We start from the raw sequence: 17,403 nt of genomic DNA on the forward strand, positions 1-17,403 counted from the left end.
GCTCAGGACTCCTGGGGGTTCGGGGACGTGGCTCTGCGTCCGGCGGCGCGGCCGAGCAGCGCGCGGACGGGGCTCTCGGGGACGTGGACGTGGTCGACGATCTCGCGGGCCCGGTCCGGGTCGACCAGGGCGACGAGGCGGCGGGTCTCCGCGCCGGGCACGGGCGGGCCCGCGGGGCCGCTCGCCACCATGCCGTCGTTGATGACGAGGGCGAGGAGCCGGGCGTGGTGGCAGTCGGGGTGCTCGGTGACGAGCCGGACCAGGCGCGCGGTCAGGTCGTGGATCTGGCGGGCGCCGTAGCGGTCGGGGTGGCGGCCGCGCAGGGCGGCGAGGACCAGCCGGAAGCGGGCGAGCGGGTCGCCCGGGTCCGTCGTCAGCACCTGCTTGAGGTGGGTGATCGCGGACTCGTAGTCCTGTGCGCGCAGCGCGTTCTCGGCCGCGGCGCGGTGGTCGGTCGCGGGGGCGCCCGCGTTGATCACGACGTCCGCGTTCTGGATCAGGCCGGCCCGCTGGCTGCCGATGTGGAAGTCGGTCATGACGCCGCCTCAGCCGAGCGGCAGCGCGGCGACGATCGCCTCGAGGGAGGTGACGATCCCCGCGGCCGAGGCGACGCCGGCGAGGAGTCCGGCGGCCCTGGCGAGCGCGGTGCGCACCCGCCCCGGGTCGGCCTGCGGGGACGAGGCCTCTTCCAGGGCGCCGACGAGCTCGGCCGCCGCCTGCTCCGCGCGCGCGTCGCCCTGAACGGCCGGGGCCCGCAACTCCGCGATCAGCAGGGCCAGTTGGTCGGCGAGTTCACCGGGCGGACCGCCGTGGTTGTGGATCACATCGGCTTGCTGGATGGTGCCGCTCTGCTGCCGGATGTTGAAGGTGGCCATGCGAACCCCCGAGGTGCCTGACGCGCACAAGACGCAGGAGACATAGAAGACGTAGAAGACGTAGAAGGCAGGGAACGACTGTAGACACCGGAACCACCTGAATGTGATGCAAGTTACAAATCCGGTGACATTCCGCTGCGGACCGGGGCCGGAAGGCCGTCGGCCGGCCCGGCGCCGACCCGGCCGCCGCGCACGTAACGACTTGGTAGCCGCCGATCCACCCCCTATTGACGCCCCCTTCATTCGCGCCATACGTTCCTCGCACCCAATAGGAAACTTTCCTAACAGTGCTGCGAGGAGGCAGGACACATGGCTGGTACCCCCGGCACGCCCAGCGTGCTGCGCGCCATGAACGACCGCGCGGCGCTCGACCTCCTCGTGGCCCACGGCCCGCTGACCCGCACCCGGATCGGCGAGCTCACCGGCCTCTCCAAGCCGACCACCTCGCAGATCCTCGGGCGGCTCGAAGCCGCGTCGCTCGTGCGGACCACCGGCAGCCAGACCGGCCGCCCGGGACCGAACGCGGTGCTCTACGAGATCCACCCCGGCGCCGCGCACATCGCCGCGCTGTCCGCCGACCCGACCGGCATCACCGCCGTCGTCGCCGACATCACCGGCGCCGAGCGCGGCCGGTGCCGCATCGAGGCGCACGCCGTCGCCGAGGACGTGCGCCACCGCACCGCCCAGCTCGTCGCCGAGGCCGTCGACGGGGCTCTTGACCGGGCCGGGCTCGGCCACGACGACCTGACCGCCACCGTCATCGGCACCCCGGGCGCGATCGACCCGCACTCGGGCCGGCTCCGGTACGCCCCGCACCTGCCGGGCTGGCACTCGCGCACCCTGCGCACGGAACTGGCGGAGGTGCTCGGCACCCCGGTCTCCATCGAGAACGACGTGAACCTCGCCGCCGTCGCCGAGCAGTACGAGGGCGCCGCCCAGGACCACGACGACTTCGTGCTCGCGTACGTCGACGAGGGCGTCGGCGCCGCGATCGTGCTCGGCGGCGTGCTGCTGCGGGGTGCGACCGGCGGCGCGGGCGAGATCGGCTACATGCCGCTGCCCGGCGCCCCGCTGGCCCGCGGCGGCGACGCCGTCATCGCCCGCAACGACGCGGGCGGCGGGTTCCAGAGCCTGGTCGCCGCCCCCGCCGTGCGCCGGCTCGCGGGCGGCGTCGAGGACCTGACCGAGGCGCTCGCCCGGGGCGACGTCCTCGACGAGGTCGCCCGGCGCCTCGCCACCGGCCTGGCCGCGGTCGTCGCCGTCGTCGACCCCGAACTCGTCGTCCTGTCCGGGCAGGTGGCCCAGGCCGGCGGCGACGCCCTGCGCGAGCGGGTGGAGGCCGAGCTCACCGGACTCGCCCTGCCCCGCCCCCAGTTGCGCATCAGCCGGCTCGACGGCGACCCCATCCTCACCGGCGCCCTGCGCACCGCCCTGACCCAGGCCCGCGACTCCGTCTTCGACACCAGCGGCGCCTGACCCCGATCCCCCGCACGCCCGTCTCCCCTCCCCAGCCCCCGTACACGTAAAGGACGTTCGCCATGTCGCGATGGCGTATACCCCTGCGCGCCCCCGTGGTGCTCGCCGCGGCCGGACTGCTGCTCGCCGGCTGCGCCAACCCGAGCACCGGCAGCGCCGACGACGATCCGACCGAGCCCGTCACCATCAAGTTCTGGCACGGCTGGTCGGCGCCCGGCGAGGTCAAGGCGATCAACGACTCGATCGCCCGCTTCGAGAAGCTCCACCCGAACATCCACGTGCAGGCCACCGGCAACGTCACGGACGCCACCGTCAACCAGGCCCTGCGCGCGGGCGGCGACGAGGCCCCCGACGTCGTCTCGTCCTTCACCACGAACAACGTCGGGCAGTACTGCGACTCCGGGATGTGGGCCGACCTCGACCCGTTCATGAAGAAGACCGGGCTCGACAAGAACAAGGTCTTCCCGAAGTCGCTTCTGAACTACACGAGTTACGACGGCAACCAGTGCGCTCTGCCGCTGCTCGCGGACGCCTTCGGGATGTACTACAACAAGGACGCCTTCAAGGAGGCGGGCATCACGCACCCGCCGAAGACGATGTCCGAGTTCGTCGCCGACTCCAAGAAGCTCACGAAGAGGAAGGGCTCCTCGTACGAGCGCGTCGGCTTCATGCCGAACTTCCGGCTCTACCAGAACAGCCCCGACCGGCTGTTCGCCCAGTGGGGGCCGACCTACTTCGACAAGGACGGCTCGTCACGGCTGTCCAAGGACCCGGCCTCGTACGACTTCTTCAAGACCGCGAAGAAGCTGATGGACGCGCAGGGCGGATACGGCGCCCTGGAGCGGTTCCGCACGTCCTTCGGCGACGAGATGTCGAACCAGAACGCCTTCCTGAACGGCAAGCTGGCCATGCACCTCGACGGTGAGTGGCGCGGGCTGATGCTGAACGACGCCAAGGCCAAGTTCACGTGGGGCGTGGCCCCGCTGCCGGTCCCCGACGACCAGGCCGAGACGTACGGGCGCGGCTACCTCACCGGCACCGTCGCCGGCATCGCGCACAGCAGCAGGCACCAGAACGCGGCCTGGGAGCTGGTGAAGTTCCTGACCGCCGACACCGACCAGGTCGTGAAGTTCGCCAACGCGATCCACAACGTGCCCTCGACGAAGGCGGCCCTCAAGTCGCCGAAGCTGGACGCCGATCCGACGTTCCGCACGTTCCTGGACATCGCGAAGAACAAGTACAGCCAGGTGCTGCCCCCGTCGACGAACGGCGGCATGTACGTCGTCCAGCTCCAGGACTTCTCGTACACCGAGGAGGCGGGCAAGGTCCCGAACCTGAAGAAGGGCCTGCAACGGCTCGACAAACTCATCGACGCCGACACCCTGCAGTCGCAGAACTGAGGACCCGCGCATGGCAATCGCACTCTCCCGGCCCGCGCGGCGCAGACTGCGCACCCTGGGCTTCCTGTCCCCCTGGCTGATCGGGTTCAGCGTCTTCTTCGCGTACCCGCTGCTGGCCACCGTCTACTTCTCGTTCATGCACTACAACCAGATCAAGGCGCCCACGTTCGTGGGGCTGCGGAACTGGAGGTACGTGTTCCAGGACATGCCGCTGTTCGGCCCCGCCCTGTGGAACACGCTGTGGCTCGTCGTGATCATGGTGGCGCTGCGGGTCGTCTTCGGACTCTCGCTCGGGCTGCTCGTCACGAAGATCAAGAGCGGGGTCGGCCTCTTCCGGACCGCCTTCTACCTGCCCTACCTCGCCCCGCCGGTGGCCGCCACCGTCGCCTTCGTGTTCCTGCTCAACCCGGCGACCGGACCGGTCAACGAGGTCCTGAGCAAGATCGGTATCGACGGCCCGAACTGGTTCAACGACGCCGCCTGGGCCAAGCCGTCCCTCGTTCTGCTGTCCCTGTGGGGCATCGGCGACCTCATGGTCATCTTCATGGCCGCGCTGCTCGACGTACCGAAGGAGCAGTACGAGGCGGCGGAGCTGGACGGCGCCGGGCCGTTCGCCAAGTTCCGCTACGTGACCTGGCCGTCGATCACGCCGATCGTCATGTTCGCCGTGGTGACGGGCGTCGTGCAGACCATGCAGTACTACACGCAGGCCCTGGTCGCCGGGAAGATCGCCTCCGGCGTCTCCATCGGCCCCGGCTCGGTGATCCAGCCCGGCTACCCCGACCACTCGACCCTCACGGTCCCCCAGCTCGTCTACTCGATGGGCTTCCAGAACTTCAACACCGGCGCGGCGTGCGTGCTCTCGCTCGTCCTGTTCGTCATCGCGATGGCCGTGACGATGCTGCTCATGCGCAAGCGCTCGGGCCTGCTCGCGGCGGAGGACTGATCCCATGACCACCACCACCCTGCACCCGGCGGCGACCGCCGGCGGCGCCGTCGACGACAGAGGCACCGCCCCGAACCGCCCGCGCCGCAAGGAGATCCTCAACTGGATCGCCGTGCACAGCATCGCGATCGCGGTGGCGCTCCTGTTCGTCCTCCCCTTCGTGTTCGTCTTCCTCACGTCCGTGATGAGCGACGACCAGGCGATGAGCGGCGATCTGTGGCCGAACTCCTGGCACTGGGAGAACTACAGGACCGTCTTCGAGACCGACGGCTTCCTCGACTGGTGGAAGAACTCGATCATCTACGCGGCCCTGGGCACGCTGCTCACCGTGTGCTCGGCGATCCCCGTCGCGTACGCGCTCGCCAAGTTCCGCTTCCGCGGCCGCCGCACCGCGATGATCCTCGTCATCTCGACGATGATGCTGCCGCCGCAGGTCATCGTGATCCCGATGTACCTGGTGTGGGCCCAGCAGTTCCACCTCTCCGGGACGCTGTGGCCACTGATCATCCCGATGGCGTTCGGCGACGCGTACTCGATCTTCCTGCTGCGTCAGTTCCTGCTGACGATCCCGAAGGAGTACATCGAGTCGGCGAAGGTCGACGGCTGCGGCGAGCTGCGCACCCTGCTGAAGATCGTGGTGCCGATGGCCAAGCCGGGCATCGCCGCGATCGCCCTCTTCCAGTTCTTCTACTGCTGGAACGACTACTTCGGGCCGCAGATCTACGCGGCCCAGAACCCGGCTTCCTGGACGCTGAGCTACGGCCTCGAATCCTTCAAGTCCGCGCACAGCGTCAACTGGAACCTGACGATGGCCGCGACGCTCCTCGTGATGGCGCCGGTCTGCATCGTCTTCTTCTTCGCACAGAAGGCCTTCGTCGAAGGCGTCACCCTCACCGGAGTAAAGGGCTGAGAACGCACATGAAGCTCGCAGTGGTCGGCGGAGGGTCGACCTACACACCCGAACTCATCGACGGATTCGCGCGGTTGCGGGACACCCTGCCGATCGAGGAGCTGGTCCTCGTCGACCCGGCGGCCGACCGTCTGGAGCTGGTCGGCGGTCTGGCCCGGCGGATCTTCGCCAAGCAGGGCCACCCCGGCGTCATCCGCACCACGTCCGACGTGGACGCCGGTGTCGCCGACGCCGACGCCGTACTGCTCCAGCTGCGCGTCGGCGGGCAGGCCGCCCGCAACCAGGACGAGACGTGGCCCCTCGACTGCGGCTGCGTCGGCCAGGAGACGACCGGCGCCGGCGGCCTCGCCAAGGCGCTGCGCACCGTCCCGGTCGTCCTCGACATCGCCGAGCGCGTCCGCCGCACGAACCCGGACGCCTGGATCATCGACTTCACGAACCCGGTGGGCATCGTGACGCGGGCGCTGCTCCAGGCCGGGCACAAGGCGGTCGGCCTGTGCAACGTCGCCATCGGCTTCCAGCGCAAGTTCGCGAAGCTGCTCGACGTGAACCCGTCGCAGGTGCACCTCGACCACGTCGGCCTCAACCACCTCACGTGGGAGCTGGGCGTCCGCCTCGGCGGCCCGGACGGCGAGAACCAGCTGCCGCGCCTGATCGCCGAGCACGGCGACGCGATCGCCGAGGACCTGCACATGCCGCGCGCGATCGTCGACCGCCTGGGGGTCGTGCCGTCGTACTACCTGCGCTACTACTACCAGCACGACGCCGTCGTGCGGGAGCTGCGCACCAAGCCGTCCCGCGCCGCCCAAGTGGCCGAGATGGAGCGGGAGTTGCTGAAGATGTACGGCGACCCGACGCTGGACGAGAAGCCGGAGCTGCTCGCCAAGCGCGGCGGCGCCTTCTACAGTGAGGCGGCCGTCGACCTCGCGGCGTCGCTGCTCGGCAACGGGGGCTCGCGCCACCAGGTCGTCAACACGTACAACAACGGCACGCTGCCCTTCCTGCCCGACGACGCGGTCATCGAGGTGCAGGCGGCCGTCGACGGCAAGGGCGCCCGCCCGCTGCCGGTGCCGCAGCTCGACCCGCTGTACGCGGGCCTCATCGCGAACGTGACGGCGTACGAGGACCTGGCCCTGGAGGCCGCCCTGCGCGGCGGCCGCGACCGCGTCTTCAAGGCGCTGCTCGCACACCCGCTGGTGGGCCAGATCGAGTACGCCGAGCAGCTCACGGACCAGCTGATCGCGCACAACCGGGAGCACTTGGCGTGGGCCTGAGCACCAGCGTGCTCGCGATCGACGCGGGCAACAGCAAGACCGACGTCGCGGTGGTCGCGGCCGACGGCAGTGTCGTCGGCGCGGCCCGCGGCGGCGGGTTCCAGCCGCCCCGGGTGGGCGTCGAGGCGGCCGTGGACGTCCTGGCGGACGCGGTCGGCCGGGCGTTCGCGCAGGCGGGAGTCGAATCGGCCGCGCATGTCTCGGCGTGTCTGGCCAACGCCGATCTGCCCGTCGAGGAGCGGGAGTTGGCGGCCGCCCTGCGCGCCCGCGGCTGGTCGTCCACGGCGAGTGTCGACGTACGCAACGACACGTTCGCGGTGCTGCGGGCCGGCCTCCTGGAGGACGCGGAGCCGCGCGGTGTCGCCGTGGTGTGCGGCGCGGGCGTCAACTGCGCGGGCATGCTGCCGGACGGCCGCACCGCCCGCTTCCCGGCGATCGGCAAGATCTCCGGCGACTGGGGCGGCGGCGGGGGCCTGGCGGAGGAGGCCCTCTGGTTCGCGGCGCGGGCCGAGGACGGCCGCGGCGAGCCGACGGCCCTGATGCGGACGCTGCCCGCGCACTTCGGCGTCCCCTCCATGTACGCCCTCATCGAGGCGCTGCACCTGGAGCGGGTGCCGGTGGAACGCCGCCATGAATGCACCCCCGTGCTGTTCGCCACGGCGGCGGACGGCGACCCGGTGGCCCGTGCGCTGGTCGACCGGATGGCCGACGAGGTCGTGGCCATGTCCACGGTGGCCCTGCGGCGTCTCGATCTGCTGGACGACGAGGTGCCGGTACTGCTGGGCGGGGGCGTGCTGGCGGCACGTCACCCTCAACTGGATGCGCGCATCTTCGAGTTGCTGGCGGAGCGGGCTCCCAAGGCGGTCCCCCGGGTGGTGTCGGAGCGACCCGTCCTGGGCGCGGCCCTGCTGGGCCTGGACGCGATCGGGGCTCCCCCGGAGGTGCATGCGCGGGTGCGGGCCCACTTCGCGCCGTAGCTCCGCGCGTTCGTTGCCGGGTGCCTCCAGGGGCGCGGGGAACTGCGCGACCAGCCACGACGGCGCGGCACCCGGCAACCGACCGTCGCCGCCACGGCGCGTATCCGTGCTTTCAGGGCCGCGGGGAACCGCGCGACCAGCCCCTCACGCACGCGCGGCAGGCACACGAACGGGAACCGAACACGGCTCCCGGCACGTGTTCCCCACAGGGCCCCGTACACAAGATCCAGGCAAGACCTGTGCGGATCCCCGTCTCGGCAGCGATACTTGCGGCCGACGTACGACCATGGGGGAGGGTCGAGAGTGACATATCTGCCGAACGGGAGCACCGCACCGCCGGGGCACGGCGCCGTGCCGACGATGCCGAGCGTGCCGCCGCAGCAGACACGCGGCGGCACGTCATCAGGCCCACGTCCGGCGGAACCACGCCGCACCGCCTGGGCGGAGGGCATCGACCGGCTCAAGGCCGGGGCCACGACCGAGCCGGGCCGGCTGCGCATCATCGGGGCCGTGATCGCGCTGCTCGTCGTCGCGTTCGGCGCGACGACGGCCTGGCAGATGACGGACCGCTCGGCCGCGGCCGACGACGTGCTGCACTCCAGCCAGCCGCTGAGCGCCGACGCCGCCGACATCTACCGCTCGCTCGCCGACGCCAACACCGCGGCGTCCAGCGGTTTCCTGGCGGGGGGCCAGGAACCGGCGGACGTGCGCGACCGGTACGAGCGGGACATCCGGACCGCCGCCACCAAGCTCGTGACCGCCGCGGCCAGCACCGACCCGGGGTCCCCCTCGGCGAAGACGATCGCGAAGCTGAACACGCTGCTGCCCGAGTACAAGGGCCTCATCGAGCGGGCCCGCGCCAACAACCGGCAGGGCTTCCCGCTGGGCGGCGCCTATCTGCGGTACGCGAACGACAAGATGCAGGAGCAGATGCTCCCGGCCGCCGAGGATCTCTACAAGAACGAGAACCAGCGGCTGCGCGACGACTACGACGCGGCGACCCCGTACCCCTGGATCGCGATGGCGCTCGGGGTGCTCGCGCTCGGCGGTCTCGTCTGGGCCCAGCGGCGCAACTACCGCCGCACGAACCGGGTGTTCAACCACGGCCTGCTCGCCGCGACCGCCGCGTCGACGGTCGTACTGCTGTGGCTGGTGGTCGGGCACACGGTCGCGCGCAGCGGGCTCAACTCCTCGTACGACCACGGCGTACGGTCCCTGAACGTGCTGCACGACGCGAGCATCGCGTCCCTGAAGGCGCGCGGCAACGAGAACCTGACGCTGGTCAGCCGCGGCGCCGAGACCAAGCAGGTGGGCGGCAGGACCGAGGACAAGTACGACTACGACTTCAAGAAGCAGATGAGCACGCTGGCCGCCAAGCTGAAGACGGCGGACGCGCTCGCCGACGACGTCGCGGGCCGGGCGCCGGTGGGCAAGGCGAACGACAGCATGAAGGAGTGGCTGGCCCGCCACAAGATCGCGCGCGAGCAGGACGACGACGGCAACTACCAGGGCGCCCTCGACAAGATCATCGGTTCGAGGGAGAACAAGCCGACGGGCGACTGCTTCGATCTGGTGGACGACAGTCTCGACACGGCGCTCACGCACGAGCAGCGGCAGTTCAGCGCCGACGCGGGCGACGGGCGTGACGCGATGACCGGGCTGCCCGTCGGCGCGGCGCTGCTGGCGGTGCTCGCCGCCGCGGGCGCGGTGCTCGGCATCGGGCGCAGGCTTTCGGAGTACCGGTGAGAGGGGGTGCGGTGATGGATGAGCGAGGTGCGCGCAAGGTGAGTCTGCGCGGCTGGGGCGGCGTGGCGGCGATGGCGGTGGCCTGCGCCCTGACGGTGGTGTTCGCGCTGCTGCTCCCCCTGACGCAGCGCGACTCCGGCGGCGACGGCAGCACGGGGCTCGGCTCGGGCGGCGTGGCCGCCGGTACGCAGGCCAGGGCGGACGACTGCAACCCGGACGTGGCGGGCAAGGAGCCGGAGCGCAGCCTGGATCCGGACGGCGACGACAGCGGCGGCGCCGTCCAGAAGATCAAGGACCGCGGTGTCCTGCTGGTCGGCGTCGACCAGAACAGCTACCGGTGGGGCTACCGGGACCCCAACAGCAAGGACAAGAAGAAGAACGAGCTGGAGGGCTTCGACATCGATCTGGCCCGCGAGATCGCGAAGGAGATCCTCGGCAGCCCCGAGAAGATCCGTTTCAAGGCCATCCCCACCAACGAGCGCATCCCCGCCATCAAGCGCGGCGACGTCGACATGGTGGTGCGCACGATGACCATCAGCTGCAAGCGGCTCGAGGAAGTCGACTTCTCCACGGCGTACTTCCAGACGGGCCAGCAGGTGCTCGCCCCGAAGGCCTCGAAGATCTCGGGGTACGACGACTCGCTCGACGGCAAGCACATCTGCGCGGCGTCCAGTTCGACGGCGGAGTCGGCGCTGAACGGGGACACGGCGAAGGACAAGCAGCCGCGGAACGCCAAGATCCTCATCGTGCCGAACCAGCTGGACTGCCTGGTGCGCCTCCAGCTCGGCGAGGTGGACGCGGTGGTCACCGACGGCGCGCTCGCGGCGAGCCAGGCCGCGCAGGATCCGACAGTGGACCTCAAGGGTGAGCCGTTCACCAAGGAGTACTACGGCGTCGCCATGCAGAAGGGCTCGAAGGAGCTGGTGCGCCGGGTCAACAAGATCCTGGAGAAGTACCGCTCCGACGGCTGGCAGAAGTCGTACGCGAACTGGCTGGAGCAGACGCTCGGCGCGTCCTCGGGACCGCCCGCGCCGAAGTACAAGTAGCAGGGCAAGTAACCTCATTTTCACGGCATTTCAGCGAAGCGAGAGGTGATCGATGGGCGTCGCGGGACCCCCTGGTCCGGTGATGGACCGGGACGAGGTGGACCGTGCCCTGGCCCGGCTCGGTGCCGAGCACGAGGCGATCGAGACGTCGCTGCTCGCGCTCCAGGACCACGCCGGACGCCGCCTGCTCGAAGGCGCCGAGCTGACCGGGACGACCCGGGACCGCTGGGCGGCCGCCGAGCAGGCGATCACGCTGCTGTGGACGTACTTCGACGCGTACACGGGAGCGCTGCGCCTCGCACGTGACGTCCGCACCCGGCGCAAGTGGCCGAACCGGGACGACCTCGTGCAGCTGACGGAGCTGCTGCGCGGCGAGTCCGTCACGGTCGCCTCGGGCGCGGGGCACGGGACGCCGTCGTCGATCACCGGCCCCGCGAAGCTGTCCGAGCACTTCACGCTGGCCGCGCTGGTGCAGCGGATGAACGACCTGTACGCGTCGTCCCTCGACATGGTCGTGGCCGCCGACGCGGTGTGGTCGGCGCTGCCCGCCCGGATAGACATGCTCTCGGCCGAGCTGGGCCGCACGCGGCAGCTCGCGCACTCCGTGGGCGTACGGCCCGGGGAGCACCCGGCGGGTGACGACCTGGAGCGGATCACCGGCTCGCTGACCCGGCTGCGCGAGCAGGTGGTGTCCGATCCGCTCACGTACTGGCAGAAGGCGCAGGGCAGTTCGGCGCCCGGCGGCGGCCGCCCGGACACCACGGCGTACGACCGTCAGGCGCGCGCCCTGGAAGAGGTGCGGCGGGAGATCGAGGCCGTGCTGACGGTGCGGCAGGACGCGGAGTCGCGGCTGGGCCGGCTGCGGGACGTGCTCTCGCGCGCGGACCGTACGCTCGCCGAGGCGAGATCGGCGCGCGGGGAGGTGCTCGCGAAGATCGCCGCCTCTGAGGTGCCGGCGGTGTCCGGTCCGCCGATCGCCCTGCAGGAGCAGCTGGCGACGGCCGCCGAGTACCGCAGGCACGGCCAGTGGCACCGGCTCTCGCCGCTCCTGGAGTCCCTGGAGACGAAGGCCGAGGACGAACTGCTGCGGGCCCGCGAGTCGTTGACGGCGGTGACGGCGCCCCTGGCCGTCCGCGCGGAGCTGCGCGGGCGGCTCGACGCGTACAAGGCGAAGGTCGCGCGGCTGGGGTTCGCGGAGGACCCTCTGCTCGTGGAGCGGTACGACGCGGCGCGCCGCATGCTGTGGAGCGCGCCCTGCGATCTGCGGGTGGCGGGCGAGGCGGTGCTGCGCTACCAGCGGGCGGCCGCCGAGGTGTTGTCGGCGGGCGGGCCCGAGCGGGCCGCGCCGGCCGACCGGAGGGGGGAGTCGTAGGCATGGCGCAGAAGTGCACGCGGCCCGGTTGCACGGGTTCGTACGAGGACATGGGCGGGGAGCTGTACTGCGACACGTGCGGGCTGAAGCCGGACGGTGCCACGGGCGGCGTGCCCGCGCAGGCCGGCCCGGTGTCCCGCGGCTGTCAGCGGCCCGGCTGCGGCGGCTCCTACGAGGACATGGGCGGCGGCGAGCTGTACTGCGACACCTGCGGGCTCGCCCCGGTGGTGTCGCCGACGGGCCTGGTGTCGTCGCCGCCGACCGGGGTCGCGGGCCGTGGTGCGCGCGGCTCGCAGAGCTCGGCGTCGAGCTCGCGGGCCTCGTCCCGGGCGTCGTCGCGGTCCTCGCAGTCGCGCCGGTCGGTGTCGGGCCGGCTGTCGCGGTCGCTGTCCGGGAGCGCGACGTCCCGGTCGGTGTCGGTGCGCAGCTCCGGCTCGTCGGCGAGCGGTTCGGGGCGGGCCCGGCTCGGCGCGGGCCTGGTGCGGGTCCCGGACGTGCCGCGCCCGGACCCGCGCGTGATGGTGCAGGAGAACCCCGAGGTCCCCGAGCGGAAGCGATTCTGCTCGCGTTCGGACTGCGGTGCGCCGGTGGGGCGTTCGCGCGGTGACCGGCCCGGCCGCACGGAGGGGTTCTGCACGAAGTGCGGGCACCCCTACTCGTTCGTGCCGAAGCTGGGCGCGGGCGACATCGTGCACGGCCAGTACGAGGTCGTGGGCTGTCTGGCGCACGGCGGTCTCGGCTGGGTCTATCTCGCCATCGACCGTGCCGTGTCGGACCGTTGGGTGGTCCTCAAGGGTCTGCTCGACACCGGTGACCAGGACGCGATGGCGGCGGCGATCTCGGAGCGGCGCTTCCTCGCGGAGATCGAGCACTCGAACATCGTCCGCATCTACAACTTCGTCGAGCACCTCGACCAGCGCACCGGCTCCATGGACGGCTACATCGTCATGGAGTACGTCGGCGGCAAGTCCCTGAAGGAGATCGCCAACGAGCGGCGCACCGTCGACGGCAGACGCGACCCGCTGCCGGTGGAGCAGGCGTGCGCGTACGGCATCGAGGCGCTGGAGGCCCTCGGGCACCTGCACAGCCGCAACCTGCTGTACTGCGACTTCAAGGTGGACAACGCGATCCAGACCGAGGACCAGCTCAAGCTCATCGACATGGGTGCGGTCCGCCGGATGGACGACGACGAGTCCGCCATCTACGGGACGGTCGGCTATCAGGCGCCCGAGGTCGCCGAGATCGGCCCGTCCGTCGCCTCCGACCTCTACACGGTCGCCCGCACCCTCGCGGTCCTGACGTTCGACTTCCAGGGCTACACGAACGTGTTCGTGGACTCCCTGCCCGACCCCGACAACATCGAGGTCTTCCGCCGGTACGAGTCGTTCTACCGGCTGCTGGTGCGCGCCACCGACCCGGACCCGGCCCGCCGGTTCGCCTCCGCCCAAGAGATGACCGAGCAGCTGACGGGGGTGCTGCGCGAGGTCGTGGCGCTGCAGACGAGCCGGCCGCGGCCCGCCCTGTCGACGCTGTTCGGGCCCGAGGTGAAGGTCACCGACACCGAGCTGTTCGCGCGGCTCGAGGGCGAGGTGTCCCCTCTCGGGGCGCGGGCGGTCCCCGTCCGCGTACGGAAGAAGGCGGCCGCGCTCGCCACCCCGGTGGTCCCCGCTCTGCCGCCGTCACCGTCCGCGCTGGTCAAGCGGCTCCAGGGGGCGGCCACCGCGGTGGCGCTGCCGGTGCCGCGGGTGGATCCGGGCGACCCGAACGCCGGGTTCCTCGCGGGCCTGATGGCGTCCGCGCCGGCCGAGCTGATCTCGGCGCTGCACGCGGCGCCCACCGGCTCCCTGGAGCTGCGCCTGCGCGAACTGCGGGCCCGCCTGGAGATGGGCGAACTCGACTCGGCGGTGCGGGGGCTGACGGCCCTGGAGGCCGACCACCCGGACGACTGGCGGGTGGTCTGGTACCGGGGCGTGGCGGCGCTCGCGACGGGCGACCACGCGAACGCGGCGCTGTCGTTCGACGCGATCTACGACGCGTTCCCCGGCGAGCCCGCGCCGAAGCTGGCGCTCGGGGTGTGCGCGGAGGTCCTGGGGCAGCTGGACAACGCGGCGGAGTACTACCGCCTGGTGTGGTCCACCGACCCGAGCTATGTGAGCGCCGCGTTCGGCCTGGCGCGGGTGCAGCTCGCCGCCGGGGACCGGGGCGGCGCGGTGCGCACCCTGGAATCGGTGCCGGAGTCGTCGATCCACTACACGGCGGCGCGCGTCGCGTCGGTGCGGGCGCGCCTGCGCGGACGGATGACCGGAGGGCTGGGCGGCGACCCGCTGCTGAACGATCTGACGGCCGCGGCCGGGCAGGTCGAGGCGCTCCAGTCGTTCGGCCTCGACGCGGTGCGCCGCGAGGAGTTGTCCACCGAGGTCCTCGGTACGGCGCTGGACTGGGTACTCTCCGGTAGGCAGGGTTCCGGTCAGCCCCAGGGCCCCGTACGCACGGTGGTCCTCGGCAACGACCTGGACGAGCGCGGCCTGCGTCTCGGCCTGGAGCGCTCGTACCGGACACTGGCCAGGCTCGCTTCGCGCGGCGAGGAGAGGATCGAACTGGTGGAGCGGGCCAACCGCTACCGCCCCCGGACGTGGGTGTGAGTTGATGTCGCAGACGCACCAGCTGGCCGCTTGCCCCAGTTGCGAGGAGCCGCTCGACGAGAGCGACCGCTTCTGCGGGGCCTGCGGATACGACCTGTCGTCGGTGCCGCCGGTGCCGGACGACCAGCCGACGCTGACCATCGCCGCCCCGGAGGCGGAGCCGGCCGAGGGGGCGCGGGCCGCTTCCGTGGACTGGCCGGACGCGCCCGAGCCGGACAGCTCGGACACGCCGGCGCCGGTCCATCTGCCGACCGACCTGGAGGGCACGGACTCGGGCGGGGGTGAACTGCCCACGGCCGTCCGGTTCGACGACGCCCCGGAGGGCGACTTCCCGCTCGCCGCGCCCGATCCGCGGACGGCGACGCCCGAGGAGCTGGGGGCCGCGACCCCGCCGGCCGGCACCAAGCTGTGCGTCGCCTGCCGGGCCGGGCAGGTCGACGCGGACGGCTACTGCGAGAACTGCGGGCACGCCCAGCCGCGCGAACGCGACCACATGGAGCAGGAGTTGGGCGCGGTCGCGGCCGTCAGCGACCGGGGCCTGCGGCACCACCGCAACGAGGACGCGTTCGCGATCTCGTCGGCCGCGCTGCCCGACGGCTTCCCCGCGGTCGTCGCCGTCGTCTGCGACGGGGTGTCGTCCGCGACCCGCCCCGACGACGCGTCGCTGGCCGCGTCCCGTGCCGCCAACGAGGCGCTGCACGAGTCGCTGCCCCGCGGCACGCACCCGCAGCAGGCCCTGCACGAGGCGATCGTGGCGGCCGCCGAGGCCGTCAACTCCCTGGCGCAGGAGCCCGCGACGGCCCGCGAGCACCAGCCGCACCAGAACGCGCCGGCGTGCACCTTCGTCGGCTCGATCGTCACGCGCGAGCTGCTGGTCGTGGGCTGGGTCGGGGACTCGCGCGCCTACTGGGTGCCCGACGACCGGACGGCGCCCGCGGCCCGGCTCACCGAGGACGACTCGTGGGCCGCGCAGATGGTCGCCGCCGGGCTGATGAACGAGGCGGAGGCGTACGCCGACGAGCGGGCCCACGCGATCACCGGCTGGCTGGGCGCGGACGCGTACGAACTGGAGCCGCACACGGCTTCCTTCAAGCCGGACCGGCCTGGTGTCGTGGTGGTGTGCACCGACGGGCTGTGGAACTACGCGGAGGCCGCGGAGGAGATGGCGCGGATCGTTCCCGCCGACGCGGCGCGGCGCCCGCTGCACAGCGCCCAGGTCCTCGTGGGCCACGCGCTCGACGGCGGGGGCCACGACAACGTAACAGTGGCGGTGCTGCCGTTCCCGGTCCCCCAGCAGGGGGCAGGATCGGCCTAGGACGGGCGGTTTCGTCCGGCCGGCACCGATCGTCACCGATGGTCTTGTTCAGGGGGGACTTGTCACCATGGCCATTTTCTCGAAGTCGAACGTCCCGCAGTTCTCGGTCGAGGTGTACCAGAACGAGTACCTGCCCGAGGGCGGCCGCGAGGTCAACGCGATCGTCACCGTGACGTCCACGGGCGGCGGCACCGTCGGCAGCGCCGTGGGGGCCCCTCATCGGTACAGCGCCGGGGACGGGCCGGACGCCGCGGTGGCGCTGATGGTGGACTGTTCCGGCTCGATGGACTACCCGCCGACGAAGATGCGGGGCGCGCGCGAGGCCTCGGCCGCGGCGATCGACACCCTGCGCGACGGGGTGCACTTCGCGGTGATCGCGGGCACGCACGTCGCCAAGGAGGTCTACCCGGGGGCCGGGCGGCTCGCCGTCGCGGATCCGGCCACCCGGGAGCAGGCCAAGCAGGCGCTGCGCAAGCTGTCCGCGGGCGGCGGCACCGCGATCGGCACCTGGCTGCGCCTCGCCGACCGCCTGCTGTCCTCCGCCGACGTGGGGATACGTCACGGCATCCTGCTCACCGACGGGCGCAACGAGCACGAGTCGCCGGAGGACCTGCGCGCGACGCTCGACGCGACGGCGGGCCGCTTCACCTGTGACGCCCGCGGCGTCGGCACGGACTGGGAAGTGAAGGAGGTCACAGGGATCGCTTCGGCGCTGCTCGGCACCGCCGACATCGTGGCCGACCCGGCGCACCTGGCGGCCGACTTCACGCAGATGATGGAGACGGCGATGGGCAAGGAGGTCGCCGACGTCGCCCTGCGGCTGTGGACCCCGCTCGGCTCCGAGATCAAGTTCGTGAAGCAAGTGGCGCCCACCGTCGGGGAGTTGACGGACCGCCGCACCGAGGCGGGCCCGCGCGCGGGCGACTATCCGACGGGTTCGTGGGGCGACGAGTCGCGCGACTATCACGTGTGCGTCCAGGTGCCGAACGCCGAGCTCGGCCAGGAGATGCTCGCCGCCCGGGTCTCGCTGGTGATCCCGCAGCCGGACGGCACCGCGCAGACGCTGTCGCAGGGGCTCGTCCGCGCGGTGTGGACGGACGACATGGCGGCCTCCACGTCGATCAACCCGCAGGTCGCGCACTACACGGGCCAGGCCGAACTGGCGCAGGTCATCCAGCAGGGCCTGGACGCCCGCAAGGCGGGCGACGTGGACGGGGCGACCGCGAAGCTGGGCCGCGCGGTACAGCTCGCGGCGCTCTCCGGGAACGCGGATACGGCGAAACTGCTTTCGAAGGTGGTGGACGTGGTGGATGCCGCGGAAGGTACTGTTCGATTGAAGGCGAAGGTCGCGGAGGCCGACGAGATGACTCTCGAGACCCGGTCCACCAAGACGGTTCGCGTCAAGAAGTAGCGTCCAGAACCAA

14 protein-coding genes are annotated in these 17,403 nt (G+C 71.7%); 12 read left to right on the plus strand and 2 right to left on the minus strand.

Features of this window, described 5'->3' with window-relative positions:
- Window positions 1–2: 2 nt before the first annotated feature.
- Entirely contained in the window at window positions 3–536 is a 534-nt protein-coding gene (locus tag ACVHNB_RS34590) for a hypothetical protein (RefSeq protein ID WP_456226686.1), read from the minus strand.
- Between the two features lie 9 nt (window positions 537–545).
- Complete coding sequence (locus ACVHNB_RS34595; RefSeq protein WP_428954644.1) at window positions 546–875, minus strand: hypothetical protein; 330 nt, start codon at window positions 873–875, stop codon at window positions 546–548.
- Window positions 876–1,184: 309 nt separating this feature from the next.
- Here ACVHNB_RS34595 and ACVHNB_RS34600 point away from each other — a divergent pair, with 309 nt between their 5' ends.
- The 12 genes from ACVHNB_RS34600 (at window position 1,185) to ACVHNB_RS34655 (ending at window position 17,390) form a co-directional block, all read left to right on the plus strand.
- Window positions 1,185–2,351, plus strand: a complete 1,167-nt coding sequence (locus ACVHNB_RS34600; protein ID WP_456226687.1) for an ROK family transcriptional regulator — start codon at window positions 1,185–1,187, stop codon at window positions 2,349–2,351.
- A gap of 62 nt (window positions 2,352–2,413) precedes the next feature.
- On the plus strand, window positions 2,414–3,751 hold the full coding sequence (locus ACVHNB_RS34605; RefSeq protein ID WP_456226688.1) for an ABC transporter substrate-binding protein: 1,338 nt from the start codon (window positions 2,414–2,416) through the stop codon (window positions 3,749–3,751).
- A gap of 10 nt (window positions 3,752–3,761) precedes the next feature.
- Window positions 3,762–4,697: a carbohydrate ABC transporter permease gene (locus ACVHNB_RS34610; RefSeq protein WP_456226689.1), complete on the plus strand. Its 936-nt coding sequence runs from the start codon at window positions 3,762–3,764 to the stop codon at window positions 4,695–4,697.
- A 4-nt stretch (window positions 4,698–4,701) separates the two neighbouring features.
- Entirely contained in the window at window positions 4,702–5,607 is a 906-nt protein-coding gene (locus tag ACVHNB_RS34615) for a carbohydrate ABC transporter permease (RefSeq protein ID WP_428954640.1), read from the plus strand.
- An 8-nt stretch (window positions 5,608–5,615) separates the two neighbouring features.
- A complete protein-coding gene (locus ACVHNB_RS34620; protein WP_428954639.1) occupies window positions 5,616–6,881 on the plus strand; it encodes a 6-phospho-beta-glucosidase in 1,266 nt (421 codons plus the stop codon).
- On the plus strand, window positions 6,872–7,858 hold the full coding sequence (locus ACVHNB_RS34625) for an N-acetylglucosamine kinase (RefSeq protein WP_456226690.1): 987 nt from the start codon (window positions 6,872–6,874) through the stop codon (window positions 7,856–7,858). Before ACVHNB_RS34620 ends, ACVHNB_RS34625 begins: the two co-directional genes overlap by 10 nt.
- A 303-nt stretch (window positions 7,859–8,161) precedes the next feature.
- On the plus strand, window positions 8,162–9,604 hold the full coding sequence (locus tag ACVHNB_RS34630) for a hypothetical protein (protein WP_456226691.1): 1,443 nt from the start codon (window positions 8,162–8,164) through the stop codon (window positions 9,602–9,604).
- 14 nt (window positions 9,605–9,618) lie between these two features.
- Complete coding sequence (locus tag ACVHNB_RS34635; RefSeq protein ID WP_428954636.1) at window positions 9,619–10,650, plus strand: glutamate ABC transporter substrate-binding protein; 1,032 nt, start codon at window positions 9,619–9,621, stop codon at window positions 10,648–10,650.
- 52 nt (window positions 10,651–10,702) lie between these two features.
- A complete protein-coding gene (locus tag ACVHNB_RS34640) occupies window positions 10,703–12,022 on the plus strand; it encodes a hypothetical protein (RefSeq protein WP_428954635.1) in 1,320 nt (439 codons plus the stop codon).
- 2 nt (window positions 12,023–12,024) lie between these two features.
- A complete protein-coding gene (locus tag ACVHNB_RS34645) occupies window positions 12,025–14,664 on the plus strand; it encodes a tetratricopeptide repeat protein (RefSeq protein WP_456226692.1) in 2,640 nt (879 codons plus the stop codon).
- Between the two features lie 4 nt (window positions 14,665–14,668).
- Window positions 14,669–15,979, plus strand: a complete 1,311-nt coding sequence (locus ACVHNB_RS34650) for a PP2C family serine/threonine-protein phosphatase (RefSeq protein WP_428954634.1) — start codon at window positions 14,669–14,671, stop codon at window positions 15,977–15,979.
- Window positions 15,980–16,046: 67 nt separating this feature from the next.
- Window positions 16,047–17,390 carry a vWA domain-containing protein gene (locus ACVHNB_RS34655; protein ID WP_428954633.1) on the plus strand — a complete coding sequence of 448 codons (1,344 nt, stop codon included), beginning with the start codon at window positions 16,047–16,049 and terminating at the stop codon, window positions 17,388–17,390.
- Window positions 17,391–17,403 lie beyond the last annotated feature (13 nt).

Source organism: Streptomyces sp. YJ-C3 (assembly GCF_053891275.1).

Excerpts from the sequence above, each read along its gene's own strand:
- ACVHNB_RS34590 (WP_456226686.1), bottom strand. The coding sequence starts at position 536 with ATGACCGACTTCCACATCGGCAGCCAGCGGGCCGGCCTGATCCAGAAC.
- ACVHNB_RS34595 (WP_428954644.1), bottom strand. The coding sequence starts at position 875 with ATGGCCACCTTCAACATCCGGCAGCAGAGCGGCACCATCCAGCAAGCC.
- ACVHNB_RS34600 (WP_456226687.1), top strand. The coding sequence starts at position 1,185 with ATGGCTGGTACCCCCGGCACGCCCAGCGTGCTGCGCGCCATGAACGAC.
- ACVHNB_RS34605 (WP_456226688.1), top strand. The coding sequence starts at position 2,414 with ATGTCGCGATGGCGTATACCCCTGCGCGCCCCCGTGGTGCTCGCCGCG.
- ACVHNB_RS34610 (WP_456226689.1), top strand. The coding sequence starts at position 3,762 with ATGGCAATCGCACTCTCCCGGCCCGCGCGGCGCAGACTGCGCACCCTG.
- ACVHNB_RS34615 (WP_428954640.1), top strand. The coding sequence starts at position 4,702 with ATGACCACCACCACCCTGCACCCGGCGGCGACCGCCGGCGGCGCCGTC.
- ACVHNB_RS34620 (WP_428954639.1), top strand. The coding sequence starts at position 5,616 with ATGAAGCTCGCAGTGGTCGGCGGAGGGTCGACCTACACACCCGAACTC.
- ACVHNB_RS34635 (WP_428954636.1), top strand. The coding sequence starts at position 9,619 with ATGGATGAGCGAGGTGCGCGCAAGGTGAGTCTGCGCGGCTGGGGCGGC.
- ACVHNB_RS34640 (WP_428954635.1), top strand. The coding sequence starts at position 10,703 with ATGGGCGTCGCGGGACCCCCTGGTCCGGTGATGGACCGGGACGAGGTG.
- ACVHNB_RS34645 (WP_456226692.1), top strand. The coding sequence starts at position 12,025 with ATGGCGCAGAAGTGCACGCGGCCCGGTTGCACGGGTTCGTACGAGGAC.
- ACVHNB_RS34650 (WP_428954634.1), top strand. The coding sequence starts at position 14,669 with ATGTCGCAGACGCACCAGCTGGCCGCTTGCCCCAGTTGCGAGGAGCCG.
- ACVHNB_RS34655 (WP_428954633.1), top strand. The coding sequence starts at position 16,047 with ATGGCCATTTTCTCGAAGTCGAACGTCCCGCAGTTCTCGGTCGAGGTG.